The organism is Nonomuraea sp. NPDC049141 (assembly GCF_040648415.1).
Taxonomy (GTDB): Bacteria; Actinomycetota; Actinomycetes; order Streptosporangiales; family Streptosporangiaceae; genus Nonomuraea.
Window position 1 is genome coordinate 209,695 of the sequence record NZ_JBEZDR010000018.1, and the last position, 26,443, is coordinate 236,137.

The following is a 26,443-nucleotide window of genomic DNA, read 5'->3' on the forward strand; positions in this document are numbered from 1 at the left end:
GCGGCGGTGCTGTCTCCGTTCCCCTGAGGAAGGTTGATCGTGACTGAACGCGTGCGCGTGGCTGTGCTGGCGGGTGGGCCGTCCGCCGAGCATGAGGTGTCGCTGCAGTCGGCGCAGGCTGTGCTCGACGCTCTGCCGAGGGATCTGTACGAGCCCGTCGCCGTCATCATCGACCGGCAGGGCAGGTGGCCGGTTGAGCTGCGACGCGATCTGGCGGACGTGGTCTTCCCCGCGCTGCACGGGCCGTTCGGAGAGGACGGCGTCGTCCAGGGTCACCTGGAGACGCTGGGCATCCCGTACGTGGGCTGCGGCGTCCTGGCATCGGCCGTGGCCATGAACAAGGTCGCGATGCGGCGCACGTTCCTGGCGGAGGACATTCCGGTCACCCCGCATGTGTCGTTCACCGAGCACGAATGGCGCACCACCACCGACTACTGGGGCCTGGTGAAGTCGCTCGACTGGCCGATGTACGTCAAACCGGCCAACATGGGCTCCTCCATCGGCATCTCACGTGTCACCTCCATGGAGGAGCTGCGCGCGGGTGTGGAGCTGGCGCTGGTCCACGACCGGGTGGTCATCGTCGAGCAGGGTGTGACCGCGCGCGAGATCATCTGCGGCGTGCTCGGCGGCTATGACACGCCGGATGCTTCGGTGCCCGGCGAGCTCATCGTGCCCGGCGACTGGCTGGACTACGAGGCCAAGTACCTCAGCCAGGCCGAGTTGGCCATCATCCCCGCCGTGCTGCCGGAACGGGTGGCCGAGGACGTTCGCGAGCTGGCCCTGCGCGCCTTCCGGGCGATCGGCGGCTACGGCCTGTCCCGTGTCGACTTCCTCTATGAGGAGGACACGGGACGCCTGCACGTGCTGGAGATCAACACCATGCCAGGCTTCACCTCCCGTTCCGTCTACGCCAGGGCCTGGGCCGCGAGCGGTGTCCCGTACCCGGATCTGCTGCGCCGCCTCATCGACCTCGCGTTCGCCAGGAGCGGCTCGTGATCCCCATGACGCTGAACGAGATCGCGCAGGTCGTCGGCGCGAGCCTGTCCGACGTGCGCGACCCGCAGGCGCTGGTGACGGCGCCCTCGGCGGTCGACTCCCGCGAGGTGGTGCCCGGCGGCCTGTTCGTCGCGACGGTCGGCGCCCGCGTCGACGGTCACGACTACGCGGCCGGTGCCATCGCCGACGGCGCCGTCGCCGTGCTGGCCTCAAGGCCCGTCGGCGTGCCCGCCCTCGTGGTCGAGGACGTCCAGCTCGCGATCGGCCTGCTGGCCAGGCACCTGCTCGAACGCATCAGCCCGACCGTGATCGGCCTGACCGGCTCCGTGGGCAAGACCACGACCAAGGACCTGCTGGCCCAGGTGCTCGAACGGCACGCCGCGACGGTCGCCACCGACAAGTCGTTCAACAACGAGCTCGGCCTGCCGCTCACCGTGCTGCGTGCCGATGCCACCACCCGATACCTGGTGCTGGAGATGGGTGCCGGCCGTAAGGGCGACCTGACGTACCTGACCGGGCTCGCACCGCCCCAGGTCGGGCTGGTGCTCAATGTCGGCACCGCACATGTGGAGCGTATGGGAGCCGGGTCGGCCGACATCGCCGAGGCCAAAGGCGAACTGGTCGCGGCACTTCCGGCGAACGGGTTCGCCCTGCTCAACGCCGATGACCCGTACGTCATGGGCATGGCCGGCCGCACCAAGGCCCAGATCCTGTTGTACGGCGGGTCGGCGGAGGCGCAGGTGCGAGCCGAAGACGTGCGGATGATCGACCGCGCGCGGACCGCGTTCGAGATGGTGACGCCCTCCGGCCGGGCCTCGGTCGAGCTCGACCTCATAGGCGAGCACCAGGTGAGCAACGCGCTGGCCGCCGCCGCCGTCGCCACCGCGCTCGGCCTGGGCGTCGCCGAGATCGCCGATGGGCTGAACGCCGCACGGCGGCGCTCCGCGGGCCGGCTGGAGATCGTCGAACGACCTGACGGCATCACCATCGTCAACGACGCCTACAACGCCAGCCCCGAATCCATGCGGGCCGGGCTGCGAGCGGTGAAGGCCCTGGCCGGCACTCGTCGTACCGTCGCCGTGCTCGGCGCGATGGGGCAGCAGGCGGACGCCTCCCGCGCCCGGCACGCGGAGATGGGCCGGCTCGTCGCCGACCTCCGCTTCGATGTGCTGATCGCGGTCGGAGCAGGGGATCCGCTCGCGATGGCGTGGGCAGCGGCGTCCTCGAACCAGGGCATGGCCGTCCATACCGTCGAGGACGTGGCCGGGGCCCTGAATCTGGCCATCGCGCTGCTCGAACCGGGAGACGTGGTGTTCGTCAAGGCCTCCAGCGAGATCGGGCTCGGTGCCTGCGCCCGCGCGCTGGCCGACGCCTGACCAAGTTCTACAAGCTGGCGAAACGGAGTTCCATGCGCACTATCGGTCTTATCGGCGGGTTGAGCTGGGAATCAACGGTGATCTACTACCAGATCATCAACCAGCGGGTACGCGAGCGGCTCGGCGGCAGCCATTCCGCCAACAGCCTCATCTGGTCGGTCGACTACACGACCGTCGAGGACCTCATCTTCGCCGACCGCTGGGACGAGGTGAGTACGTTGCTGACCGGTGCGGGCCGGAAACTGGAGGATCTCGGCGCCGACCTCCTGCTCATCTGCAGCAACACCTTCAGCCGGGTGAGCGACGACGTGGCGCGGGCCGTGAGCGGGCCCGTGCTGCACGTCGCCGACGTCCTGGGCGCCGAGGTCCGCGCCAGGGGCATGCGCAAGGTCGGTCTGCTGGGCACTCAGTTCACCATGGAGCAGCCCTTCTACCGGGATCGGCTGGCCGCCCACGGCTTCGACGTGGTCGTCCCGCGGCGTGCGCAGCGGGAGCTGGTCCATCGCGTGATCTTCGACGAACTGGTGCGCGGGGAGCTCCGGGAATCGTCCAGAGACGCGTACGCCCAGATCATCGAAGACCTCGCGGACGACGGCGCTGAAGGCGTCATCCTCGGCTGCACGGAGATCGAGCTGCTGATCAGTGAGAAGGACAGCGCCATCCCGGTGCTGCCGAGCGCTCGACTGCACGCGGAGGCGGCGGCCGGCCTCGCGCTCGCCGACTGACCTGGCACGATGTGGCGGCTCAGCCGGATCGGTACGCCGGTGCGTCGGTGCCATACAGCTCCCGGTGCCACAGGTCGGCGCAGACACGTTCGATGCCGGCCGTCAGATGGCGGCGGTAGGTGGTGAAAGGGAGGCCGAGTCGTTCCGCGGCCAGCTCCTGGGTGCGCGCGCCGCGGACGAACGTGACGGACAGCGCCCGGTGGAACTTGACCGAGCGCGGATCCTCACGCAGGTCGTCGATCGCCTGGCGTAGCAGGTCACCCAGTGCCGTGGCCGGGTTCTGCCCGGCCCGCTCGGCGATCAGCCTGGTGCGGGTCAGTGGGGAGGCGGCCAGCGCGTCCAGCCGCCCCAACTGGCGCAACGCCTTGCGAACCGCCTCGGCGAACTCCGCCTGGGACAGCACCGCCAGTTTCGCCGTCGCGGCACTCGGGCCGCCGGCGGGCCCCGCGACGAGCAGGTGGTTCATCCGCTCCAGCCACGCCCGCGCCGGCACCGCGCGCCAGTCATGAACGAACAGGGTGTACGCCTCATCCCCCGGCTCCCCGGAAATGGCACGCATCCCGTAGTGCCACCGTAGATGCCGTATCTCGATATATGACCATGCCATCCGCTCGGCCCGCAGACAATTGCCGATCACTCGCCACTGGATCAAATCCATCACCGGTGAGTTTCCGCGATACGGCGGCAGCACCCACACTCGGCTGACCGCCACATGTTCACCGGCGCGCAACGGCGTGGTGGCACGCGCATGCGCCCACGCCCTGGCCACGAGGGGGTCGGCCGTCAGCTCCTCCTCATCGAGTTCCGCCAACCGCAACCATGCGGAGAACGCCACGGGCTCGCCGGTTTCGATCCGTCGATACACCCGGAACGCCGCCGGTTGACGTTCCGCCCAGAAGGCGGCGCGGCTCGCGGACGCCGCACCCTCAGCTGCCGTCGCCACCCGGAGCAAGGTGCCGATGTCCTCCTCCCGCAACACCTCTTCCTGGAACTCGCCCTCGTCGTGGCGACCGTGGAAATCGGCCGGCGCTCCGTTGCCGCGATGCGGGTAGAGCAGTGCCGCAACCGCGCCGACCAGGTCCACATCGCTCGCCGTGCGCACCCTCTCCGCCAGATGGGCGTGAATGCGGTCGTGCATCACCGCGTACCCCTCGGGATCTCGCCATCGTAGGTCCGCCTCCAGCAGCGCCCGTACCACGGCATGCGGAAACAGCCCGAGACCGCCCGACTCCACGAACGGCAACCGCCGCAACCACCGGAACAACGTCCCGGCGCCCTCCGGCAAGGCCGCCCGCAGCAGGTCCTCCGTCGTCATGTACGCATGCGCGCAGATCTCCAGAGCATGCCGATGCGCCGCCGAAGGCGGCTCGCCCACCAGCTGATCCAGCAACGTGGCCACCACGACCTGATTCGGCATCCACCGCCTGCCGGCCCTGCCGTCCTTCACCGCCACGGCCGCCCCCAGCAGGAGCGCCAGCGGATGACCACCGGCGAAGGCCAGCAGCGGCTCGCGCAACTCGGCCGGCACCCCGGAGGAGTCCATCAGGGCCCGCGCATCTCCGGCTCGCAGGTCACGCAGTGGCAGCACCTCCAGCGCCCCAGCCCATCCCGGATCCGCCTGCCACCGCATATCCGGCGGATTTCGCCCCGCGATCACCACCAGCGCCCCCAGGGGCACCCGCGGCAGGCACCACTCGCGCAGCCATCCCTCCAAGCCCTGAATGCGTTCGAAGTCGTCGACCAGCAGCACCGCGTCCGCATCGCGAAGCACCAACTCGGCCTCGGATGCCGCCGACTCCAGCATGTGCCCGTCCACCATGGACACCGGCCGCCCCGCCACCGCGGCCTCCTGAGCGAACCGCCGCAACAAGGCCGACTTCCCGATGCCGCCGGGACCATGTACGTACAGAACGCTGCAGCCGCCGCCGTACAACGCCGCGTTGAAAACCGCGAGCTCTTCTTCTCGCCCCACGAACGCCGTCTCGCGCGCCGCCTGCAGGCGCGATCCCAGCGATCCGGGCTTGTTGTTACTCCCCGACGACATACCCCTGACCCCTCTTCGAACGCCTGTACCTGGGTAGATGCGGATCTGGGCTACGTCTGGTCTCCGTTCTCGATGACGTAGCCCACGCCGGGGTGGGGTCGTCGTCGTGGTGGCGTGTCGCCGCTGTCCGGGCAGTGCTCGAAGTGCCACCACTCGTTGTCGTACATGCGGTAGAGGTCGTAGCGGGCGCCGTGTTCCTCGAGCCAGCGCGCGCCTTCGTGGGGGCGCACGTCCAGCGCGATGCCCTTGACGTGACTGGATTCCGCCGGTGGCAGCACGAGCATGCGGGCCGAGGCCGGGGAGCCGGAGCGGCGCACCTCCTCGTCGAACATCCGTTGCTGGACAAGGGGATCGCGGTATCCCGAGGTGAGGCCGATGAGCTGGCCGTGCCGCCAGAGCGCCTCGGTGCGCGCCGCGTTGAACGCCGCCACTGCGCCGCCGGTGAGCCCGCTGAGGTCCTCGGCGGGGAATCGCATCCGTAACGCCCAGCGGCAGGCCAGTTCGCGGGCGCGGCCGGGATGGCGAACGAATGCCGCGGGCAGCAGGAGCACGGCCAGCACCAGCGTGACCAGGGCGTACAGCCGGTCACGGGGCCGAGGTGGGATGGTGCGTGGTTCGTCCATGACGGCTACGATTGGCGCCAAATGTGCGCGCGTTGTCCGCCGTATGTCATCGTTTCTCGACGGCGGTCACCGTAGCCGCGACCGTGACACAACCATGACACGGCGCGGACGAGGCGGGGACACGGCCGGTCCACAGTGGATGGCGTTGACCGGCGGGCAAGTTACGGAGCGTGCTGTGAACCTCGGCGGCGTGTCGCGAGTGTTGTTGATCGAGGATGACCCGGCCGTGCGGGAGGGTCTTGAGCTGGCCCTGACCCGGCATGGGCACCGGGTGCGCGCGGTGGAGACCGGCGAGCAGGGGCTGGACCGGCTGCGTACGGACCTTCCCGACGTCGTCGTGCTCGATCTGATGTTGCCTGGCATGGACGGGTTCGAGGTCTGCCGCCGCATCCGGGCCGCCAGGGAGGTACCGATCATCATGCTGACCGCGCGCAGCGACGACATGGACGTGGTGGCCGGGTTGGAGGCGGGCGCCGACGACTACGTGGTCAAGCCGGTGCAGCCCAGGGTGCTCGAGGCACGCATTCGCGCGGTGCTCCGGCGGATCGGCCGCGACCAGGCGGAGCTGGAGCGGCACGGGGACCTGACCATCGATCGGGCCGGGCTGGTGGTCACCAACCGCGGCGTGCCGGTCAGCCTCCCCCCGACCGAGCTGCGCCTGCTGCTCGAGCTCTCCGGCACGCCGGGCCGGGTGCACAGTCGCCAGCAGTTGCTGGAGTCGGTGTGGGAGCACGGGTATTTCGGCGACTCACGTCTCGTGGACGCATGCGTGCAGCGGTTGCGCGCGAAGATCGAGGACGACTCGGCGGCGCCCGTCTACGTGCAGACGGTGCGTGGGTTCGGGTACCGGTTCGGGCCGGTGTGAGCCGCCAGTGGCATCTTGGCCGAGCCTGGGGCTGCGCGCCCGGCTGTTGTTCGCGTTCGCGCTGCTGTGTGTGGTCACCGCGGCGTCGGTGGCCGGTGGGATCTATGTCCAGGCCCGCAACGCCATCCTCGTGCGGGCCCAGGATGCGGCGGTCCAGGCGATGAAAAGCCGCCTGGAGACGGTCTTCCCGTTGCGGAGTGCGGCGCCGGGCCCGGACGAGCTCGACGAGATCGCCCGTGCCGCGAATGACGGGAACAGCTATGCGGTCGCCGTCTACCACGAGTTGCGCTCGTCGCCCGGCCTGACGCCGGGGCGCTGGAGGCCGGCCGGGAACGCGCAGATCCCGGATCTCGGGGTGATTCCACCGGCGTTGCGACAGGCGGTGGCCGACGGCGACATCGTGTGGCAACGCGTGATGTTGCGGGGCGAGCCCATCCTGATCATCGGTACGCCGTTGCTGATCGCCGAGCGGGACCAGCCGGCGCGGATCTCCGGCATCGAGGTCTACACCGCGCGCAGCCTCCATGCCGAACAGGCCAGCATCGACGAGCTCGCCACACTCGCCTGGCTCACCGGCGGGGCGGCCCTGGCGTTCGCGGTCGCCCTCGCGTTGCTGGCCACCCGTGGCGTGCTGGGCCCGGTGCGCGAGCTCGGCCGGGCGGCACGCCTGCTGGGTGAGGGCGAGATGCGGGCCAGAATCGCGGTCCGCGGCTCCGACGAGCTGGCCGAGGTGGCACGTACGTTCAACAACACCGCCGCGGAGCTGGAACGGCACGTCAAGCAGCTGCGCGAGATGGAGGCCGACGCCCGCCGGTTCGTGGCCGACGTGTCCCATGAGCTGCGCACCCCGCTGGCCGCGCTCACCGCGGTCGCCGACGTCCTCGACGAGGAAGCGGCCGGGCTGCCCGAGCACGCCGGCCGGGCCGCCAGGCTGGTCAGCCAGGAGACGCTCAACCTCACCGGGCTGGTGAACGACCTCATCGAGATCAGCAGGTTCGACTCCGGCGTCGCGGCCCTCGCGCTGAACGAGGTCGACGTGGCCGAGCTGGTGTGCGCGACCCTGCGTACCCGGGGCTGGTCGGAGCAGGTGCGCACCGAGCTTCCACCCGCGGTGACGGCGCGGCTGGACCCGCGCCGAGTGGACGTCATCCTCGCGAACCTGGTCGGCAACGCCCTGCGGCACGGCGAGCCACCGGTGTCGGTACAGCTCTCCGCCGACCCGCACTGGATCACTCTCGAGGTCCGCGACCACGGACCGGGACTGGACGAAGCGGTGCTGCCGCACGTGTTCGACCGGTTCTACAAGGCCAACGCGGCCAGGGCCAGGTCCGAGGGCAGCGGTCTCGGCCTCGCCATCGCGCGGGAGAACGCGCGCCTGCACCGAGGCGACCTCACCGTCACCAACGCCCCGGACGGCGGCGCCATTTTCACGCTGCGCCTGCCACGCCGGACACACGATCCGGACGGAGGCCCCGAGTGAGGACCGGGCTCGCCCGCCGCGTGCTCGCCGCGGGCCTCGTATCGCTCCTCGCCGTGGCCGGCTGCGGCGTGCGACCCACCGACGTCATCACCGGCGCCGACCCGCCGAGCGGAGCCGTCGCACCAAACACGACGATCACCCTCTACCTGGTGAAGAACGGCCGACTCAGCGCGGTGACGCGCCCGCCCAGTGGTCGTCCGATGTTCAAAGCGGACACGCTCGCGCTGCTGGCAGCTGGACCCACCGCGAGGGAACAGGCGCGCGGATTCACCACCGCCATCCCGCCCGAAACCGGCCCGTTCTCGGTGACCGCCGCGCCGGTTGGCCACTTGGTGGTGACCGTGTCCACTCCGGCCGGCAAACTGTCCACGCTGGCCGTCGACCAGATCGTGTGCACGGCCGCCGCCACGCCGGGAGGCGCTGCCCAGGTCACCGTCATCGGTGCGGGGCAGAGCGTCGGCCCCCGAAACTGCCCGGCGGAACGGTCATGACCAGAGGCGTGCGCTTTTCCAGCCACCACTACCGGGATCCCAGGTCGCCCGCGAGGCCGACCCGGCCTCCTGATGCGGGCGGGTAGTCGTCGACTGTCATCGAGTTGTAGAGGCGTGCGCTCTTGGTCGTGAGGCGCATGAGGGCCCGGCTGGGCCCCGCGGGCAGGGCGGAGAGCAGGCGGGCGCCCTGGGCCAGTCCCCACACGCCCAGGCGGGAGGTGGGGATCAGGGTGTTCGCCGCGCTCAGCGCGACCGCGCGGCTGCCGCGCACGTGCTCCGCCATCGCGCGCTCGTAGGCGGGGAAGGCGCGCTCGTGATCGCCGCCCGCTCGCGCCAGCTCCCTGGCGAGGACGTACGCGCCGACGACGGCCAGGCTGGTGCTGCCGCCGACGGCCGGGCCCGGGCAGTAGCCCGCGTCGCCGACGAGCGTCACCCTCCCGCGCGACCAGGTGTCCATGTGGAGCTGGGTGATCGAGTCGAAGTAGAACGCCGGGGTGCGGTCGAGCTCGTCCAGCCAGCGGTCCACGTCGGCGTGGGCGCCCTCGAACGCACCGCGCAGCAGCTCCTTCTGCCGGGGCACGTCCCGGTGGTGGTAGTCGAGCTCGCGCTCGCTACGGAAGAGGAACAACGCCCGCGCCTCGCCGAGATGCCGCGCGCCGTACATGCCGGCTGTGCGGCCGACGCCGACGTGGATGAGGACTTCGCCGTCGAGGCCGGAGGTGTTGGGCAGGGTCAGCACCCCGAGGTAGGCCCCGATGAAGGCGCTGAGGCGGGACTCGTCGCCGAAGACGAGGTGGCGCACGTTGGAGTGCAGCCCGTCCGCGCCGACGACGAGGTCGAAGCGGCGCGGCGCGGCGTTCTCGAACCGCACCTCGCCGTCGGGCGAGATCGCGGTGATCGAGTCGCCGAAGACATACTCGACGTCGTCACGCGCGGCGTCGTAGTAGATCTCGCTCAGGTCGTCGCGCATGATCTCGACGTGCCGTTCGGAGGCGCCGCTGAAGATCTTGGAGAGGTCCACCCGGACGGGACGCCGTGAGCCCTCCCGGTAGATGGTCATCCGGCTCGTGCCGGTGGCCCGCTCCATGACGCGCGGGAGCACGCCCATCTTCTCTGTGATGTCCACCGCGGGCCGGAACAGGTCGACCGCGTGGCCGCCGGTCTTGCGCAGAGTCGGCGCGCGTTCGACGACGGTGACGGAGAAGCCGTGCCTGGTGAGCCAGTACGCCAGCACCGGACCGGCGACGCTGGCGCCGGAGATGAGAATCCGCATGGTCATGGCCAGAGTGTCACCGCCCTCGCCTGCCGGTGGATTGGACAAATGTCCCTCAGGTCCCGGCGGCCTGTCGACCCGCACACCTATGGCCGCCGAGGTTAACCTGCGTCTGACCTCGTTGCCGAGGTCGTCGACCACTCCTGTCACCTCGCCCTGGAGACGGTTCCGCGCAACCGCCGTCCCGGATGACCACAGACCAGCCACAGGCAAAGGATCAACGATGCACAAGATGTCGACCGAGGAATGGCACGCCTTCGTCAGCCGCGGGGCGCCCACCGGACGGCTTGCCACCATCGGGGCCGACGGCACCCCGAACATCACCCCCGTCTGGTACATCTTCGACGGCGAGGACTTCCTGTTCACCACGGGCGGCACCACGGCCAAGGCCCGCAACCTGCGACGCAGCCCCCGCGCGGCCCTATCTGTCGCTGACGACGCCCCGCCCTTCGCCTATGTCGAAGCGCGCGGCCATGTGACGCTCAGCGAGGACCTGGACGAGCTCCTCGACGTCGCCGGCCGGGCCGGCGCCCGCTACATGGGCGCGGACAAGGGCGCGGAATTCGGCAGACGCAATGCCGTCCCCGGCGAACTCGTGGTCCGCCTGCACCCCACCAAGGTCATCGCATACAGCGGCATCACCGACTGACGAACACCCGGGCGCACCCCACCGCGGCCCGGAGCCAGGGGCGACCGCCATCCGTTCCGAGGCCGTGGACGTCGGCGGATCAGTCCGGCAGCCGTCGGTGACGGCGGCGATGGTCCCAGGACCGGGTTTGATGTAGGTGCCGCACGCTGCACGACAGGTTCGGGGTCACCAGGGGATGACGCCGTCGTCCTCGAAGAACGAACCGGTCGGGCCGCCGTCGGGCAGCGTGGCGAGCCGGATCGCCGTGGCCGCGCCCTGCTCAGGAGTGCGGGGTCCATGGAAGCCGGTGAAGTCGGTCGCGACCAGGCCGGGGCAGGCGGCGTTGATCAGGATGTTCGTGCCGGCGAAGTGCCGGGCGTACTGCACGGTGACGGCGTTGAGGAACGACTTCGACGGCGCGTAGGCCGCCATGATGGGGCCGATCTCGATGTCCGGGTCCGCCTGCCGGGTCAGGGAGGAGACGGCACTGGAGAGGTTGACGATGCGTGGCGACGCCGAGCGCCGCAGCAGCGGCAGCATCGCGTTGGTCACCCGGATGACACCGATGACGTTGGTCTCCACGACCGTGCGGACCACGTCGAGGTCGAGCGTGGTCGGGTCCTGCACCCACCCCGGCCCCATCTCTCCTGAGATACCGGCGTTGTTGACCAGGACGTCCAGGCGCCCGGTCTGCCGTTCGATCAGTTCCGCGGCATCGGTGACGCTCTGGTCGCCGGTCACGTCCAGCGGCACCCCGAACGCGTCCACCCCGCCGGCGCGCAGCTTCTCAACGGCGGTTTCGCGCCGGGCCTCGTCACGGGCTCCCACACCCACGCGGTACCCGAGGGCGCCCAGCCCGGCCGCGATTTCGTATCCGATTCCCTTGTTCGCGCCGGTCACCAGTGCGATCTTCGTTTCGCTCATGCCGTTGATGTTCGCTCACGGACGAGCGGCGCATCCAACACCGATACGGTGCACTGTCATACCTGGTAGGTATCACTGAAGTAAGGTGTGGCCGTGGACACCTTGGAGACCCGCGAGTTGAGGTACTTCATGGCCGTCGCCGAGGAGCTGCACTTCGGCCGCGCCGCCGAGCGCCTCGGCATGGCCCAGCCGCCGCTGTCGCGGGCGATCCAGCAGCTTGAGCGGCGCCTCGGCGTCTCCCTGCTGAAACGTAACCGCCGCGGTGTCTCCCTGACCGGCGCTGGGGAGGTGCTGCTGCACGAGGGCCGCGCAGCCCTCGACGCGACCACCGCCGCCGCTCGCCGCACCCGTCGCGCCGGTGGCGCTGATAGTCCGGGTGGCCCCCGCAATCGCCTGGTGCTGGCGGTGAAGGCCGCCGCGTCTCACGAGCTGCTGCACAAGCTCCTCGACGCCTACGCGGCCGAGCCCGACGCCGCCGAGATCGAGGTGCTGCCGTGCGGCATTGGTGAGCAGGAAGGGCTGCTGCGCGATGGCCGCGCTGATGTGGCGCTGATGCACAAGCCGTTCAACTCCTTCGCCGGGTTCGACAGCGAGGAACTGATGACCGAGGGGCAGATCGCCATCCTGCCCGCCAGGCACCCCCTCGCCGCGCGCAAGACTTTGTCCCTGGCCGACGTCAGCGACGTCTCCGATCTTCCGCTCGCCCGCTGGCCCTGCCACGGCACGTACCCACCCGGCCCGGGCCCCGAGGTCCACGACCAGACGCAGCTGGCCCAGCTGATCGCCCTCGGACGCACCGTGGCCGTCATCCCCGACTCCGCCCGCGCCTGGCTATGGGCCGAGCACACCGCCGTCCCCCTGACCGACGCGCCCCCGGTCGTCACCCACATCGCCTGGCCCGCGCACAGCCGCTCCCCCGCCCTCGCGAGGCTGATCCGCACGGCCACCCAGCTATGACCCTCTCTTACCTTCCATCACCCTGATGACACACCGCCGATGTCGATCGGCGCGTACAAGGCTGTGGGGGCAAGAGGCCTTGGCTCGTCCGGCTTCGCGCGTGGAAGGACATGGCTTCCACGCGGTCGAGAACGCGGCGGACCCGGGCGCGCTCGGCACGGCCGGGATTGAGCGGATGCAGCAGGGGGCGGCAGGCCTTGCGGAAGGCCTCCAGCGCCTGATCAAGATCATGTGCATCGAGTACGGACTTCGGGACGCCGGCCTGCGGCGCACAGCGCATGAGGTGGTCGAGCACGAGAAGCAGCTCCCTCAGACGCATGTCGGCGGCCGTGCGGACAGTCGTGGGGACGATCAGCGCGGCTGCCAGAATCCCGCACCCGGCCCCCAGAACGGTCTCCTGGACGCGAAGGACGAGCAGCTCCGGGGAGAGCGTACGCAGGACTGCGAGCACCATACTGAGCGAGCCGGTGATGAAGAAGGTCACCGCCCAGTAGCTGCCGGATGGGGTGTAGAACATCCCGAAGACGCAGGCGAGGAGAAAGGCCAGGGCCAAGGTCGTGTGCCCGTCGGCCAGGACGGCGAGGCCGTATCCGAACGGCACCCCGGCGACGGTGCCGATCAGCCGCCGGCCGCTCTGCAGCAGGACGTCCCCGGTGTGCTCGGCATTGATGAAGACGACCCATGCCGTGACCACGGCCCAGTACCACAGGTGCGGGGAGACCAGCTGTCCGCCGAGTACGGCGAGCGCGGCCGCGGCGGTCACCTGGAACGCCTGCCGCGTCGTATGCCGCCACGGGCCTGAAGGCTGCGTTGCCCCAGGACGGAGTGCCACACGGTAACGCTCTGTCAGGTCCCCCGTCTCCGTGTTGGCGGAGGACGCCGTCGATGCGCGAATCGCGAGTAGTCCGAGGCGCTGCGCGGTCGCGTCCGCATGTGCCGTCCGATCCAGCTCCGCCGTCGTGTCGCGGAGCAGCCCCTCGGGAGCCTCGTACAGGAATTCCTGAAGCAGCAGCGCGGAGGTGTGCAGCCGGTCGAGACGTCGTTCGAGTCTGCCGACGCCGACTTCCCCGTCCGCGAGTACTTCCGACATGGCCTGCCGCGCATCACGAAGCCGTCTGTCGAACGCCGCCCTCAGGCGCCTCAGGATGCCGTAGGACGTTGTGGGCACCAGACAGAAGCGCGTGGCCGCGGCTGCCGCGAAGGCGACGGTCAACGCTCCGGTCAGCTGCGGAAGTTGGTGGGGCTGGATCCTGGCGAACTGCGACAGGAAGTAGGCCATGAAGGCGTAGATCCCGAGGTCCAGGCCCCGTCGTCCGAAACGGCGCGCATAGACCGCGGCGAAGATCAGCAGCAGGAAGGCCAGGTGGGACGCGAAGGGGAAAGGTGCCAGCAGGCCCCCGGCCGTCAGGGCGGCAAGGGTCACAGGAGCACCCGCGAGCAGAGTGCGGAACTGGTTGCGGGGATGCGGGTCGCTGATCGCCAACGAGGTGACCACTGCTGTGAAGCCGCCGGTCAGAAGCACGACAGAGGGCTGGTCCAGTACCGTCAGCGTGGCCAGGGTGAGAGCGAGGCCGAGGATGGCGCGCAGCCCGGCGGTCAGACGCAGCAGCCCCGGGTCGGCTGCGGCGAATCGCTCCCACAGCGACACTGTCTTCGCAGCCACCATGGATTTCCGTTCCTTCGTCGTGGTCGGCCGTCCCCGTCCGGCCACTGGCCTTCACCCTGCTTTCCGCAGAGCTCACAGGAACAACCGGGGCGAAGGGGTCACCTTGCGGGTTACCCAGTCTGGTCCGGTCGGGATGGCGTGCGGTATGCGTCAGGTGACTGCTTCCATGGCCCGGACGTGCCCTTATTCCTGGTGGCCGGCCCCCGAGAGGGTGCCCTCGATGAGGTCGCGCAGCTGGGATCGGGCGGTGATGCCCAGCTTGGGGAAGCTGCGATAGAGATGCGAGCTGACCGTGCGCGGGGAGAGGAAGAGCTTTTCGCCGATCTCACGGTTGGTCAGCCCGCGGGCGGCGAGCCTGATGATCTGCTGCTGTTGCGGGGAGAGTTCGGCGAGCGCGTCGGGGGTCGAGTTCGTGACGTCGAGGCCGGCGGCGCGCGATTCGGCCCGGGCGCGCTCGATCCACGGGCGTGCGCCCAGGCGCCGGAAGGCCTCCAGGGCCTCGGTGAGCGGCCCGCGCGCCTCTGCGATGCGCCGACGGCGCCGTAGCCATTCGGCGAGGTCGAGCAGGGTCTGTGCGCGTTCGAAGGGCCAGTACTCCAGTACCGGATCCGCCAGGGCCGCCCGGAAGTGCGGCTCGGCGGCCTCGGGGTCCGCCAGCAGGCCACGGGCTCGGCTGATCAGCGCACGCAGACGAGGTGAAGCGTTGTCCGCCAGCTCACCTGCCGAACGTTCGACGATCTCGACAGCCTCCTCACGACGGCCGCAGCGCACAGCGGCGGCGGCCAGATCCGCGAGGGCCGGGTAGGAGGCGTGGTAGTGCACGGGCGCGCCGTCCGCCGTGAAGATCATGCGGAGTTGGTCGTACGCGGTCTCGTAGGCGCCTTCCGCGGCTGCCGCGGCACCGAGCGCACGACGGGCATAGACGCGGACCGAGCGGCTCTCCAGCGGATCGATCAGGGTGAGCGCGTCCTCGGCCTGTACGCGGGCCGTCGCCGTGTCACCCTGGAAGGCCAGCACGGTGGCGTCCACGGTGGCCGCGCAGGCCACGGCGTGGTCGAGGCCGGCCGCCCGGCCGACCGCGGTGGTACGGGCGCAGGCCTCACGGGCCTGTCCCCACCTCCCCCGTTCCACCTGGGCCCAGGCGACCGCGCCGCCCAGACCCTCCGGCAGCGGTCCCTGCAGCTCCCAGCGGTGGAAGGCCTCGTCGAAGGCGCGGACGGCCTGCGGAGTCTCGTCCAGGAGCCACGCCATGATCCCGACAGTGGTGAGCTGCTCCGGCCGGGCTTCCGCCTCGGCGGCCAACCGCGGGAGCAGGCGGACGAGTCCAGCCCGGTCGTCGAAGGGGTCCGCTACGGCCCTCACCCAGGTGCGCAAGCCTGCGTCCTCGGGAAGGCGCCGCAGGATGTCCTGGACGCGGTGCCGCTGGGTGTCCTCTCCGGAGTAGAAGCCGACCACAGCGGCGCCGGCCAGCAGGTCCAGCGCGATGGCGGGCTGGGATTCCGCCAGCGCCTCGGCGGCGTCGGCCAGCCGGGAGAAGACCACGCTGTGGCGTCCGGTCAGGACCGCCAGCCGTCCGGCCTGCACGGCGGCGGAGGCCAGCAGGGTCGCGTCATCCGTGCGTGCGCGTGCCTGGGCGGCCAGTTCCTCGACCCAGGCGATGTCTCCGGTGAACACGGCCGCTGAAGCGGCTTCGACCAGCAGCCGGGCGCCGTCCGCGCGCCGCGGTGCGAGTTCCGCAGCGCGCTGCAGGGCCTTGGCCGCCGCCGCATGGCCGCCGCGCCGGCGGGCCCGGGCGGCGGTCCGCTCCAGTTCCGCCGACACGGCCGCGTCGGGTCCCGGGCAGGCGGCGGCCAGATGCCAGGCACGCCGGTCCGGTTCGTCCAGCAGCAGCTCGGCGAGCGCCAGGTGAGCCTCGCGCTGGGCGCCCAAGGACGCCGCGTGATACACGGCGGACCGGACCAGTGGGTGGCGGAACCGGACGTCGCGACCGGTCCGCCGGACCAGTCCGGCCTGCTCGGCGGGCAGCCAGGCCTCGTCCTCGGCGCGCGGCAGCCCGGCTGAGACGGCGATCACGGAGTCGGCGCTGTCCATGGCGGCCAGGAGCAGCAGGGCCCGCGTGGTGGAGGCCGGGAGGCCGTTCAGGCGGGCGGCGAAGATCCGCTCCAGGTGATCGGTGAGCGGGAGCGGACCTGCGGACGGCAGCCCCGTCGCCGCGTCGTGGGCGGTGGCCGCCCTCGTCAGCTCTACCAGTGCCAGCGGATTGCCGCCTGCCTGGTCGAGGATCCGCGTCCTGGTGCGGCCGGTGGGGCTGTCAGGCTGCAGGTCAAGGAGCCGATCGGCGGCGACCTTGTCAAGCGGTCCCAGAGTGAGCGTCGGCAGGTGACGGTCGAATCCCGGCACGTGATCACCGCCACGGGCTCCGATCAGCATCGTGACCGGTTCACCTTCCAAACGCCTGGCGGCAAAGGACAGCGCGTCCAGGGAAGCACGATCGAACCACTGCGCGTCGTCCAGCACCACGAGCACGGGATGGTGATCACCCAGAGCCGACAGCAGGCTCAGGACGGCGACCCCGATCAGCATGAGATCGGGTCCCGACGTGGCCGAGCCCACTCCGAAGGCGCCCTGCAGCGCCGCACGCTGCCTGTCCGGCAGCCCGTTCACCTCGACCGGCACCGGCCGCAACAACTGATGCAGTGCGGAGAACGCCAGGCTCGACTCCGACTCGCTTCCCTCGGCACGCAGCACCAGAGCACCCTCGGCCTCAGCCCGGCGCACCGCGCGATCCAGCAGCGCGCTCTTCCCCGTGCCCAGGTCACCGACCAGCATCAGCACCGAGTCCACCGGGTGGAAGAGGCGTGCCAGTTCCGCGTCCCGGCCGACGATCAGCTCCCCCGGATCCGGTCCCATGACCGCACCGAGGCCGCCTGCGCGCTCGCCCACGGAATCTCCAGGAATTGTGGCTCTTCGATCGGAGCCGCCTTGCCTTTGCCCACCCAGGCTACAAGCCGCCGAGACCGGCGCCCCGGGCCATGTCCGCAGGTGCAGTCACGTTACGGATACCGCGCGCGCCGGGGTCGCTCGTACGGTTTCAGGGAATCCTTCGCATTCCTAAGGAAGTCTCATGGAACAAATCACGCTCGGCAATGTCACCATCACCCGGGTATGGGAATACTTCGGCCCCGTCGAAATGACGACCGACACCTTCTTCCCCGAAAGCACCAAGGAAGTGTGGAACGACGGCGCCTCCTGGCTGACCCCGCATTTCCTGGATTCCGCGACCAATATCGTGAATTCCGCGATCCAGACCTGGCTGCTGCGCAGCGGGGGCAAGACTATCCTTGTCGACACCGGCGTGGGAAATCACAAGGAGCGCCCGTACGCCCCGGTCTGGAGTCGTTTGGAAACGGATTTCCTGGCCAATCTCGCCCGGGCCGGCGTCCGACCGGAGGACGTCGACATCGTGATCAACACACATCTCCATATCGATCACGTCGGCTGGAACACCTACCTGGACGGCCGGCGTTGGGTGCCCACTTTCCCCAACGCCACCTATCTGATGCCGAAGGACGACTTCGACTTCTGGAATCCCGAGAACGGTCACAAACCGCTGCTCGGCCGCGGCAACCAGAACGTCTTCGAGGACAGCGTGGCCCCGGTGCACCAGGCCGGCCAGACGCTGCTGTGGGAGCACAGCCACCAGATCGACGATGACCTGCGCCTGGATGCGGCTCCCGGACACACCCCCGGCTCCTCCGTGCTGACCCTCACCTCCGGGACGGACCGCGCGGTGTTCGTCGGCGACCTGCTCCACAGCCCCGTGCAGATCCTCGAACCGGACACCAACAGCTGCTTCTGCGAGGACCCCGCGGGCGCCCGCGCCAGCCGCCGCAAGGTTCTTGGCTGGGCGGCCGACAACAACGCACTCCTGATCCCCGCGCACCTCGGCGGCCACGGCGCCGCGGAAGTGGCGCGCGAGGGAGACAAGTTCGCCATCAAGGGCTGGGCTCCCTTCGCCCCGTACACCGAGCAGGGCTGAGGCCCGCGGAGAGGCACCACTGTGAACCACCACCCCGACCCCATCGTGACCACGGCGCAGGGGGCCGTCCGCGGCCTGCGCCAGGGCGACACCGCCGCTTTCCGCAACCTCCCCTACGCCGCCCCGCCCCGCGGCGCCGACCGGTTCGCGCCGCCCCGGCCGCACGAGCCGTGGGACGGCGTACGGGACGCCACCGTGCCGGGGCCCAACGCGCCGCAGTCCGAGCGCAGGCTCGGCAGCGTGGACATGTCCCCCTACTTCGGCACCGGCTGGAGCCGTGGGGAGGACTACCTCACCGTGAACGTCTGGACGCCCGCCGCCGACGGCGGCGACCTGCCCGTCATGGTGTTCGTCCACGGCGGCGGATTCGTCGCCGGATCGACGCGGTCCTCGATGTACGACGGCTCCGCCTTCGCCCGCGACGGCGTCGTCCTCGTGACCCTCAATTACCGGCTCGGTATCGCCGGGTTCCTCGACATCCCCGGCGCGCCCGCCAACCGCGGCCTGCTCGACGTCGTCGCCGCACTGCGCTGGGTGCGGGAGAACATCGCCGCCTTCGGCGGTGACCCGCACAACGTCACCCTCTTCGGCCAGTCGGCCGGGGCGACCATCGTCGGCGGCGTCCTCGCCACCACCGAAGCCGCGGGCCTCTTCCGCCGGGCGATCGTCCAAAGCGGAAGCGGCCTGGGGGCGTTCACCACCGAGCAGGCCGCCCGCGTCACCAAGGCGGCAGCCGAGGTCCTGGGCATCGAGCCCCACGTGGACGCCGTCGCGGGCATCTCCGACGACCGCCTGGTCGAGGCCGCCTCCCGGCTCGGGGGCATCGACCTGCGGACCGAGAGCCACGGCGACCCGCTGATCGGGCTCAGCCCTTTCAGCCTCGTCCTCGACACGCAGCCCGCCGAATCCGTCGCCGCCGGCCTCGGCAACGACGTGGACCTGCTCATCGGGACCAACACCGAAGAGGGAAATCTCTACTTGGTCCCCGTGGACAAGTACTCCACCTCGACTGCCGGGGACGTCGACGACGCGGCGGCGCGCTCGCACCCGGATCCGGCGCGACTCGTCGAGACGTACCGGAAGGCACGCCCCGAGGCGTCCTTCGGCGAGCTGCGCTCCGCCATCATGGGCGACGCGCTGTTCGGCGCGGGCAGTTGGGCCCTGGCCGGCGCGCATGCCGCCCACCCCGAGTCGGCCACCTACGCCTACGAGTTCGCCTGGCGCTCCCATGCCCTGGACGGAGAGCTCGGCGCCACCCACGCGGTCGAGCTGCCCTTCGTCTTCGATCTCGCGAATCTCCCCCAGCTGCACGGATCCGCCGCCCTGCTCGGCCCCGACCAGCCGCCCGCGGATCTCGCCGCCCGCATGCACGAGACCTGGGTCCGGTTCGCCAGGACCGGCAATCCCGGCTGGGACTCCTACGACGACGAGCGCCGGGCCACGATGCGCATCGACACGGAGTGGACCCAGGTCGAGGATCCCCGCAGCCAGGAACGACAGGCCTGGAGCAGACCCGTTAAGGACACACCATGACCAGGACCGTCATCACCACCGAGAACGCACCCGCCCTGGCAGCCCCGCTGTCCCAAGGCATCCGCAAGGGCCCCGTCCTGCAGGTCTCCGGGCAGCTCCCGCTCGATCCGGACACGGGCGAGGTCGTCGGCACCACGGTCGCCGAGCAGACCGCGCAGACCCTGCGCAACGTCACCGCCGTACTCAAGGCGGGCGGCGCAGGCTTGGAGGACGTCGTGATGTTCCGCGTCTATCTCACCGATCCCGCCCACCTGGCCGAGATGAACGAGGCGTACGCGGCGGCCGTCGGTGAGCCCTTCCCCGCCCGCACCACCGTCTACATGCGGCTTCCGCCGAGGCTGCTCGTGGAGGTCGACGCCCTGGCAGTGCTGGACGACTGACCAGGATGGCCGGCCGTCTGACGAGGGCGCGCACCAGCCTGAGGGTTCCGCCGGCGGAACTGCTGGACGCCCTGTGCGCACTGGCGGGACGACCGGCACCCTCCTCCGGGCCTCATCTCGTACGCCGTGTCTATGGGCAGGTGCTCCAAGCGGTGGGGTCGTTGCCGTTGGGGGTGCTGCAGCCAGGCGATGTGAGCGCGGCCACGGACGTGCGCGCGGGCTTCTTGACCGCGGAAGTCCCGGCCCCGTCGGACACGGCCGCACTCTGCATCCGGCACACGGTCGACGACCTGGGATCGGCCGACCTGTGGGAGCTGGCGCGCAGCACCGCCATGACCCGCGACGATCTCATGTGGGGTGCTGCCGCGACCCTGGCGGAGGGACGTCTCGTGAACGGCGACCTTCTGGACGAACTCGCCGCGCGCATCCTCGCGGAGGAGATCGCCGAACGGGCCCCGTGCCACTGGGGCCGTCACCACGCCGACGCGGTACGTGCCGCGTTGTACCGGAGTCTGGCCGACCTCGCGGATGCCCTTCTGGAGGTGTCGGAGTCGACTCCGACACCCCTGGACTGGACTGTCGACGACAACGGCGAGAGGTACGCCACCGCGGTGATCGACGGGATGGCATACGGCGTACTGGTCCAGGTGGCGGAGAACGCGCCCTCGGCCGCCGAGCCCGTCTGGTTCCACCCCTCGCTCCCCGCCGCACGCACCGCCTGGCAGTGGCGGATCGTGAGCGGTCCGGGCGACCGTGCTTCCCACGGCTGTGGGCATTGGGAAGCAGCCCGACATTGGGAAGCGGCCCGACATTGGGAAGCGGCCCGACATTGGGAAGCGGCCCGACACTGGGAAGCAGCCCGACGCTGGGAAGCGGCCCGGCCCTTCCCCTCCGCGCTGGCGGCATGGCACGCCGCCGAGTGCGCGATCACCGCACTCGCCGCCGGGGGATGTGGCCTGTGAGCGGCGTCGGCACGTGGACCCGCACCGCGAGGTTTCTGGAGGGCGAGCGTTTCCAGGTTTACGGCATCGGCCATGGCTTGAGCGCCTTTGTCGTTGAGGTGCATGCCGTCGTGTCGGTGGTACCGATCCAGTCGTTCACCTCGCGTCGGGAGGCGAGGCCCTCCGGGGTACTGATCCCGGGGTAGACGGCGCCCGCGAAAGGGCTGTATCAAGTGCGCTCTTCAAACGCGGGCGCTACTGCAGTTGGTCGCGGCGGCGGGTGAGGTAGGCGGTCTCGCCGGTGTTGCCGGCCAGCTCGATGGCCCGATCGTAGGCCGCGCGTGACTGCTGACTTCGGCCCAGCCGGCGCAGCAGGTCGGCGCGGGTGGCGTGGTAGGCGTGATAGCCGGCCAACGCCTCGGCGAGGCGGTCAACGATGGCCAGTGCCACCTCCGGCCCGTCGAGCTCGGCGACGGCGATGGCCCGGTTGAGGGCGATGATCGGCGAGGGGTCGAGGCGGACGAGCTGGTCGTAGAGGGCGAGGACCTGCGACCAGTCGGTGTCGCGGATGTCGCGGGCGGAGGTGTGCACCGCGTCACCGGCATCATCCTCGCCCTTCATGTGCTGGTCCAGCTCCAACCCGCCACGCTCTTCGCCGACGCCGTGGCGAACATCACTCCCGAGGGCCTCATCGAGGTCTTCATCGGGGAACCTCAACCGGCGGCGGAGGCGATCCTCGGCCTTCTGGCCGGGGGGAACTGCAGATGGGCCTGTTCCTGCCTGTACTCGCCGCCGTGATCGCGGGGCAGGAGTTCCGCTCACGGCAGCTTGGCCTGACCGTGCTCGCCATGCCGCGCACCGTACGAATGTTGGCCGCGAAGCTCCTTGCCACGGCGCTGTACGTGCTTGTCGTCGCGATCCTCATCGCGGGCATCAGCACCGCGTTCATGTACGTCGCCGTCAAAGCCTGGAATCCGGGCCTGCTCCTGACCGGTGCAGCCTTCCTCGGCCACGGCCGGTTCATCACCTTCGCGGTCTTGTTCTACCTTACCGCATTCGCCGTCACCACCGTCGCGCGCAACACCGTGACCGGCATCATCGTCACCGTGGCACTGATCGCCATCACGATGAGCCAGGTCCTGGCCGGGGCCTCCCCGGATCTGGACGCGCTGTTGCCGCTCAGCGCGGCCAGGAACCTCATGCTCGATCCCGGCATCAACGACCTCACGGCCAGCCGGGAGCACGGCCTGCTCGTCCTCGTCGGATGGGCCGCCGTAACCGCCGTCGCCGCGGCAATCACGCTCAGTAAGAGGGACGCGCGATGAGAACCGCGACGTCCACTCCCCTGCCGGTGGAGACCATCCGGTTCAGCGACACGCTGGCCGCCGAGCGGATCAAGATCACCACTCTTCCCGCCACCTGGATCGCTCTCATCATCGCGTTCGGCGCCAACACTCTGCTCGGCGTCATCACGGCCACGGACATCGTCCGTATCGCCGGTCAAGACGGTCCCATCCCGATCGCCCGGCTCGGCACCCTCATGGTCGCACCGGTCTACGTGTTCATCGCGATCACGGTCTTCGCGGCCGGCAGCGAGTACCGCGGCGGCCAACTGCGTGTCAGCCTCGCCGCCGTCCCCGACCGCAACCGACTGTTCGCCGCCAAACTCATCGTCAGCACGGCGTTCAGCCTGATCGCGTCGATACCGGCCGTCCTCCCTGGCTACGTCCTGCAGCACGCTGCGGCGATTCGCGCCGGAGAGCTGCGAGCCGGCGATGTTGTGGTCGGCTTCATAGCTAGCCTGACCGCTTATCTCCTGCTCGGCATCATCGGCCACGGTTTCGCTGTTATCGCGAAGACGGTGGTCACTCCTCTCGCTGTGCTTTTCATCACGCCCGTTCTCATCTCACCGCCGTTTCAGAACACCTTGCCGCACATGGTGAAGTTCCTCCCGCACGAGGCAGCCCTGAGCCTTCTCCGGATTCCCGTCGACCCCGCCACCGCGCTCCATCCAGTCGCTGGGCTACTTGTGTTGACCGCCTGGGCGGCTCTGTTGGCTTCAATCGCCTGGAAAGCCTTTGTGCACAAAGACAGCTAGTTGTCGGCGACCCAACTTGTCTACGCTGAGCACCTGATCAGCGGCGGCAACCCCAGCAGCCGCTGCAGGTCTTCGGCATCGTTCGCGGCCCGCCAGAGATGTTCTGCTCCCCCGCCCAACGGCACGTCGCTGCCCTCTGCCCGGCGCTATCGGTGAGCTGGTCGAACAGCCTTAGCGTACGGTTCCGTTCCTCCACACTCGGAGGGCCGAAGCTGACCATCAAAACCGGCAAGAATTCCCGTATCCCGACGGTCCCCCTACACCAGCAAGGTCAGCGCGTCCGACGTGGTCAGGACGTTGCAGCGCGATGGGCATCCCACCGCTCTGGGTGAGGCGATCGCCACCCGCCTCAGTTCTTTCATGCGAAAGCACATCAACGTCCATGGGAAGTACGCCTTCACGGCCATGGACCCCGCCGATCCTGCCAAGGGCGCCACCGCCACCCGGCAACTGCGCGGCCCCGACACCCGCGACGTCGAGGAGGATTTCGACGAAGACGACTCCTGGCAGGTCTTCAGCCAACCTGAGGTTGGTGAGACAACGGCTGGAGCGTCACGTCCCGGATGCTGCCAGCAGCAGCCGACCAGACTCCTCGGGGCAGGTCAATCGGGTGGCGGGTCACCGAGGGCGTCGCGCAGGGCGGCGCGGGAGGTGATGCCGAGTTTGGGGAAGACCTGGTAGAGGTGAGTGGAGACCGTTCGCGGGGACAGGAAGAGGCGGGCGGCGATCTCTTTGTTGGTGTGGCCCGCGGCGGCGAGCTGGGCGATCTGGCGTTGTTGCGGGGTGAGGAATGCCAGGCCGTCTTCGGTTTTGGTGATGGTGATGCCGCTGGCGCGCAGCTCGCGGTCGGCGCGGGCGGCCCATGGGATGGCGCCGAGCCGGTGGAAGATCTCCGTGGCGGCTGTCAGGTGACGGCGGGCGTCGCTGGTGCGATTGATGCGGCGTAGGTGGGATCCGTAGGTGAGGTGGATGCGGGCCAGGTCGAAGGGCCAGCGGTCGTTGCCCGGTTCGGCGATCGCCGCGTCGAGGGCGGCGGTGTCGGTGCTGGGTTCGGTGATGGCCGCGCAGGCGAGGACGACCAGGCGCAGGCGCGGGGAGAGCCGGTCGAGACGGGCCTCGTGGGCGGCGGCGACGTGGGCTGCGGCTTCGGCGGCGCGGCCGGTGTGGACGGCGGCTTCGATGAGGTCGTGGAAGACCCACAGGGCGTGCGGCGCGTAGGCGGCAAGGGTGCCGGGTGGGCTGATGGCGGCGGCGTTGCGGAAGGCGGTCTCGTAGTCGGCCTGGCCGAGGGCGGCGAGGCTGCGGATGTGGCAGGCGTAGGCGTTGATGATTCCGGCGCCCCGCGGGGTGGCCCAGGTGTCCATGTCCCGGGCGCTGCCGGTCGCGCTCTGGTAGTCGCCGTGGGCGGCGGCGAGCAGGGCGCCTGTGAGCCGTCCGGGCCAGGCGAACAGGCCGTAGCCGTGGAGCTCGCACAGCTGGAGACCTTCCTCCACCATCTGCTGGGCCTCCTTCCAGCGGCCGGTGTGGAAGGCATCCTGGCCGAGGAGGAACAGTGCCTCGATCGCCGAGGTGATCGCGCCGCCTTCCCGGCCGTGCTGGACGACGCGCTGGAGCGGTTCGCGGCACTGAGCGAGCCGGTCGAGGTAGGCGACGGCGATGCCGGTGCGGATGATGCGGGCCGGGCTGACCTGGTGCCCGAGGCCGGCGACGGAGGCGTCGACGCGCGTCAGCATGTCCGGGGTGAGGCGGGCCGGGTCGCTGAAGGCCGCCGACAGTACCGCCAGGATTTCCGGAGGGCGGGGCAGGAGCCGGTCGATGACGGCCCGCACCGGCGGCCACCGGTCGGCCCGGCCGCCGAAAAAGCAGATCATCAGCAGCGTGTAGAGCACTTCCCACAGGGTGTTGTAGTGGCCGTCGCGGGGGTTGTCCAGCTCGTCGATCGCGCCCATCAGCAGGTGGAAGGCGGCGTCGATGTCGCCGTCCAGGTGCAGCAGGAGGTGTCCTCCGGCCAGTGCGGCCGGCAGGGGCAGCCCGGGCCCGGAGTGGGCGCGGCGGGCTTGCTCCATCAGGCGGGGGGCGTCGCGCAGGTCGCCGGTGACCGTGGAGCCGAGATAGGCCGCTTCGGCCAGCCGCTCGCATCGGCCCTTGCCCGACGGACTGAGTGTCGCGGCGCGCAGCAGCTCGGTGACGGCGCCGACCGAGTCGCCGCGCAGCAGGTTGGCGTGGGCGACCTGCTGCAGGAGCGCCGCCACGCGTTCGTCGGGTTGGCCGGTGGCCTCGGCCAGGTGCCAGGCGTGCCGTTCGGGCTGGTCGGCCAGGCGGGCGGCGAGTTCGGCGTGGGCGCGGCGGCGTTGCTCGCTGGTCGACAGCCCGACGATCGCCGACTGGATGAGGGGGTGGCGGAACGTCAGCCGTTCGCCGGACTCATCAGCGCGCACCAGGCCGGAGCGTTCGGCGGCCGACAGCCCCCCGCCGCCCCGGTCGGCGTCGATCGCCCGGACCAGGCGCAAGTCGCCCGTGCCGTCCAGGGCGGCCAGGAGCAGCAGGTCGAAGATCTGCGCCGGCAGCGCACGGACACGGGAGGCGAAGACGGTCTGCAGCCGGTGGCTGAGGGGCAGCGCGGTGGGCAGGGCCCCGGCGGCGGTGTGGGCCAGGTCGCTGAGGGAGACGGGCAGTTCCAGCAGGGCCAGCGGGTTGCCCAGGGCCGCGTCCAGCAACCGCCGCCGCACGCGCGGAGCCATCGCGGGATAGCGGCTGGTCAACAGTTCAGCCGCCGCCTCCGAGAGCGGCTCCACGTACACGACCGGCAGGTTGCCCTGGTCGAAGAAGCTCGCTTCGCCGGTACGGCACGCCGCGATCAGGGCCACCGGCGACCCGGCGAGACGGCGGGCCACCATGCCGAGCACGCGCGCGCTGGCGCAGTCCAGCCACGGTAGGTCATCGACCACAAGCAGCAGCGGCCGCTCGCCGGCCATCGCTTGCAGGAGCGCCAGGACCGCGCGGGCGACCAGGAGCTGCGCGGGTGGCCTGCCCTCGCCCAGGCCGAGCGCCACGTTCAGCGCCCCGGCGAGCAGGGGGCTCAGCCGGGGCACCGCGTCCAGGCAGGGGCGGAGCAACTGGTGCAGGGCGGCGTAGGAAATGTCCGCCTCGAACTGCGAGCCGGTCGCCCGTAGCAGCCGGATCCCCGAGTCGGCGGCGAGGGTGGCGGCCTGCTCCAGCAGGGATGTCTTTCCCACGCCGGGGTCACCCGACAGCAGGAGTGCCCCCGCCGTCCCCTCGGCGACCCGGCCGAGGAACAGGCGTAGTCGCTGGATCTCCGGTTCGCGGCCGATCAGGTTCGCCGGCCCGGCACCCGACCGATCGTGGTGCGCGCTGAACCGGTCCATCCCCCGACCTTCCGTCTT

24 protein-coding genes are annotated in these 26,443 nt (G+C 70.3%); 16 read left to right on the top strand and 8 right to left on the bottom strand.

Annotated features, from left to right (window positions below):
* The first annotated feature begins 39 nt into the window (after window positions 1-39).
* Genes AB0B91_RS43590 through AB0B91_RS43600 form a run of 3 tightly spaced genes read left to right on the top strand, consistent with a single transcriptional unit; the run spans window position 40 to window position 3,097 of the window.
* Window positions 40-996 (top strand): D-alanine--D-alanine ligase family protein, encoded by a 957-nt coding sequence (locus AB0B91_RS43590; protein ID WP_358333496.1) that lies wholly within the window; start codon window positions 40-42, stop codon window positions 994-996.
* Window positions 997-1,001: 5 nt separating this feature from the next.
* On the top strand, window positions 1,002-2,372 hold the full coding sequence (gene murF / locus AB0B91_RS43595) for a UDP-N-acetylmuramoyl-tripeptide--D-alanyl-D-alanine ligase (RefSeq protein WP_358333633.1): 1,371 nt from the start codon (window positions 1,002-1,004) through the stop codon (window positions 2,370-2,372).
* A 32-nt stretch (window positions 2,373-2,404) separates the two neighbouring features.
* On the top strand, window positions 2,405-3,097 hold the full coding sequence (locus AB0B91_RS43600; RefSeq protein WP_358333499.1) for an aspartate/glutamate racemase family protein: 693 nt from the start codon (window positions 2,405-2,407) through the stop codon (window positions 3,095-3,097).
* A 19-nt stretch (window positions 3,098-3,116) separates the two neighbouring features.
* On the opposite strand, the gene AB0B91_RS43605 is transcribed toward AB0B91_RS43600, so the two are convergent.
* Window positions 3,117-5,141, bottom strand: coding sequence for an ATP-binding protein (locus AB0B91_RS43605; RefSeq protein WP_358333502.1), 2,025 nt, complete (start codon window positions 5,139-5,141; stop codon window positions 3,117-3,119).
* A 50-nt stretch (window positions 5,142-5,191) separates the two neighbouring features.
* Window positions 5,192-5,764, bottom strand: coding sequence for a D,D-peptidase/D,D-carboxypeptidase VanY-N (gene vanY-N / locus AB0B91_RS43610; protein WP_358333505.1), 573 nt, complete (start codon window positions 5,762-5,764; stop codon window positions 5,192-5,194).
* A gap of 190 nt (window positions 5,765-5,954) precedes the next feature.
* Here vanY-N and AB0B91_RS43615 point away from each other — a divergent pair, with 190 nt between their 5' ends.
* Genes AB0B91_RS43615 through AB0B91_RS43625 form a run of 3 tightly spaced genes read left to right on the top strand, consistent with a single transcriptional unit; the run spans window position 5,955 to window position 8,600 of the window.
* Window positions 5,955-6,629 (top strand): response regulator transcription factor, encoded by a 675-nt coding sequence (locus tag AB0B91_RS43615; protein WP_358333508.1) that lies wholly within the window; start codon window positions 5,955-5,957, stop codon window positions 6,627-6,629.
* A 7-nt stretch (window positions 6,630-6,636) separates the two neighbouring features.
* Window positions 6,637-8,109 (top strand): HAMP domain-containing sensor histidine kinase, encoded by a 1,473-nt coding sequence (locus AB0B91_RS43620; protein ID WP_358333511.1) that lies wholly within the window; start codon window positions 6,637-6,639, stop codon window positions 8,107-8,109.
* On the top strand, window positions 8,106-8,600 hold the full coding sequence (locus tag AB0B91_RS43625; RefSeq protein WP_358333514.1) for a hypothetical protein: 495 nt from the start codon (window positions 8,106-8,108) through the stop codon (window positions 8,598-8,600). Before AB0B91_RS43620 ends, AB0B91_RS43625 begins: the two co-directional genes overlap by 4 nt.
* 28 nt (window positions 8,601-8,628) lie before the next feature.
* On the opposite strand, the gene AB0B91_RS43630 is transcribed toward AB0B91_RS43625, so the two are convergent.
* Window positions 8,629-9,879, bottom strand: a complete 1,251-nt coding sequence (locus AB0B91_RS43630) for an FAD-dependent monooxygenase (protein ID WP_358333517.1) — start codon at window positions 9,877-9,879, stop codon at window positions 8,629-8,631.
* Window positions 9,880-10,096: 217 nt separating this feature from the next.
* Between AB0B91_RS43630 and AB0B91_RS43635 the strand changes: the two genes are divergently transcribed.
* Window positions 10,097-10,522 (top strand): PPOX class F420-dependent oxidoreductase, encoded by a 426-nt coding sequence (locus AB0B91_RS43635; RefSeq protein WP_358333520.1) that lies wholly within the window; start codon window positions 10,097-10,099, stop codon window positions 10,520-10,522.
* Window positions 10,523-10,687: 165 nt separating this feature from the next.
* Here AB0B91_RS43635 and AB0B91_RS43640 read toward each other — a convergent pair whose 3' ends face one another.
* A complete protein-coding gene (locus AB0B91_RS43640; RefSeq protein WP_358333523.1) occupies window positions 10,688-11,425 on the bottom strand; it encodes an SDR family oxidoreductase in 738 nt (245 codons plus the stop codon).
* A 93-nt stretch (window positions 11,426-11,518) separates the two neighbouring features.
* On the opposite strand from AB0B91_RS43640, the gene AB0B91_RS43645 reads away from it, so the two are divergent.
* On the top strand, window positions 11,519-12,382 hold the full coding sequence (locus tag AB0B91_RS43645) for a LysR family transcriptional regulator (protein ID WP_358333526.1): 864 nt from the start codon (window positions 11,519-11,521) through the stop codon (window positions 12,380-12,382).
* Window positions 12,383-12,389: 7 nt separating this feature from the next.
* On the opposite strand, the gene AB0B91_RS43650 is transcribed toward AB0B91_RS43645, so the two are convergent.
* Window positions 12,390-14,048: an FUSC family protein gene (locus AB0B91_RS43650; protein ID WP_358333528.1), complete on the bottom strand. Its 1,659-nt coding sequence runs from the start codon at window positions 14,046-14,048 to the stop codon at window positions 12,390-12,392.
* 183 nt (window positions 14,049-14,231) lie between these two features.
* Window positions 14,232-16,991 carry an AAA family ATPase gene (locus AB0B91_RS43655; protein ID WP_358333531.1) on the bottom strand — a complete coding sequence of 920 codons (2,760 nt, stop codon included), beginning with the start codon at window positions 16,989-16,991 and terminating at the stop codon, window positions 14,232-14,234.
* Window positions 16,992-17,172: 181 nt separating this feature from the next.
* Here AB0B91_RS43655 and AB0B91_RS43660 point away from each other — a divergent pair, with 181 nt between their 5' ends.
* The 5 genes from AB0B91_RS43660 to AB0B91_RS43680 all read left to right on the top strand — a co-directional run bounded on the left by AB0B91_RS43660 (window position 17,173) and on the right by AB0B91_RS43680 (window position 21,147).
* The gene (locus tag AB0B91_RS43660) at window positions 17,173-18,087 is read left to right on the top strand and encodes an MBL fold metallo-hydrolase (RefSeq protein WP_358333534.1); all 915 of its coding nucleotides are present in this window, start codon (window positions 17,173-17,175) and stop codon (window positions 18,085-18,087) included.
* 21 nt (window positions 18,088-18,108) lie between these two features.
* The gene (locus AB0B91_RS43665) at window positions 18,109-19,620 is read left to right on the top strand and encodes a carboxylesterase family protein (RefSeq protein WP_358333537.1); all 1,512 of its coding nucleotides are present in this window, start codon (window positions 18,109-18,111) and stop codon (window positions 19,618-19,620) included.
* Window positions 19,617-20,000, top strand: a complete 384-nt coding sequence (locus tag AB0B91_RS43670; protein WP_358333540.1) for a Rid family detoxifying hydrolase — start codon at window positions 19,617-19,619, stop codon at window positions 19,998-20,000. Before AB0B91_RS43665 ends, AB0B91_RS43670 begins: the two co-directional genes overlap by 4 nt.
* A 191-nt stretch (window positions 20,001-20,191) precedes the next feature.
* Complete coding sequence (locus AB0B91_RS43675) at window positions 20,192-20,962, top strand: hypothetical protein (RefSeq protein ID WP_358333543.1); 771 nt, start codon at window positions 20,192-20,194, stop codon at window positions 20,960-20,962.
* A complete protein-coding gene (locus tag AB0B91_RS43680) occupies window positions 20,959-21,147 on the top strand; it encodes a hypothetical protein (RefSeq protein ID WP_358333546.1) in 189 nt (62 codons plus the stop codon). Before AB0B91_RS43675 ends, AB0B91_RS43680 begins: the two co-directional genes overlap by 4 nt.
* Before the next feature lie 49 nt (window positions 21,148-21,196).
* On the opposite strand, the gene AB0B91_RS43685 is transcribed toward AB0B91_RS43680, so the two are convergent.
* Entirely contained in the window at window positions 21,197-21,562 is a 366-nt protein-coding gene (locus AB0B91_RS43685; RefSeq protein ID WP_358333549.1) for a hypothetical protein, read from the bottom strand.
* On the opposite strand from AB0B91_RS43685, the gene AB0B91_RS43690 reads away from it, so the two are divergent.
* The 3 genes from AB0B91_RS43690 to AB0B91_RS43700 are packed head-to-tail and all read left to right on the top strand — an operon-like array spanning window position 21,563 to window position 23,039.
* Window positions 21,563-21,739: a hypothetical protein gene (locus tag AB0B91_RS43690; RefSeq protein WP_358333552.1), complete on the top strand. Its 177-nt coding sequence runs from the start codon at window positions 21,563-21,565 to the stop codon at window positions 21,737-21,739. It begins immediately after the preceding gene.
* Window positions 21,706-22,266, top strand: coding sequence for a hypothetical protein (locus tag AB0B91_RS43695; RefSeq protein ID WP_358333555.1), 561 nt, complete (start codon window positions 21,706-21,708; stop codon window positions 22,264-22,266). Before AB0B91_RS43690 ends, AB0B91_RS43695 begins: the two co-directional genes overlap by 34 nt.
* Complete coding sequence (locus AB0B91_RS43700; RefSeq protein ID WP_358333558.1) at window positions 22,263-23,039, top strand: hypothetical protein; 777 nt, start codon at window positions 22,263-22,265, stop codon at window positions 23,037-23,039. Before AB0B91_RS43695 ends, AB0B91_RS43700 begins: the two co-directional genes overlap by 4 nt.
* A 602-nt stretch (window positions 23,040-23,641) precedes the next feature.
* Here AB0B91_RS43700 and AB0B91_RS43705 read toward each other — a convergent pair.
* Window positions 23,642-26,425 carry an AAA family ATPase gene (locus AB0B91_RS43705; RefSeq protein ID WP_358333561.1) on the bottom strand — a complete coding sequence of 928 codons (2,784 nt, stop codon included), beginning with the start codon at window positions 26,423-26,425 and terminating at the stop codon, window positions 23,642-23,644.
* Between the last annotated feature and the right edge of the window lie 18 nt (window positions 26,426-26,443).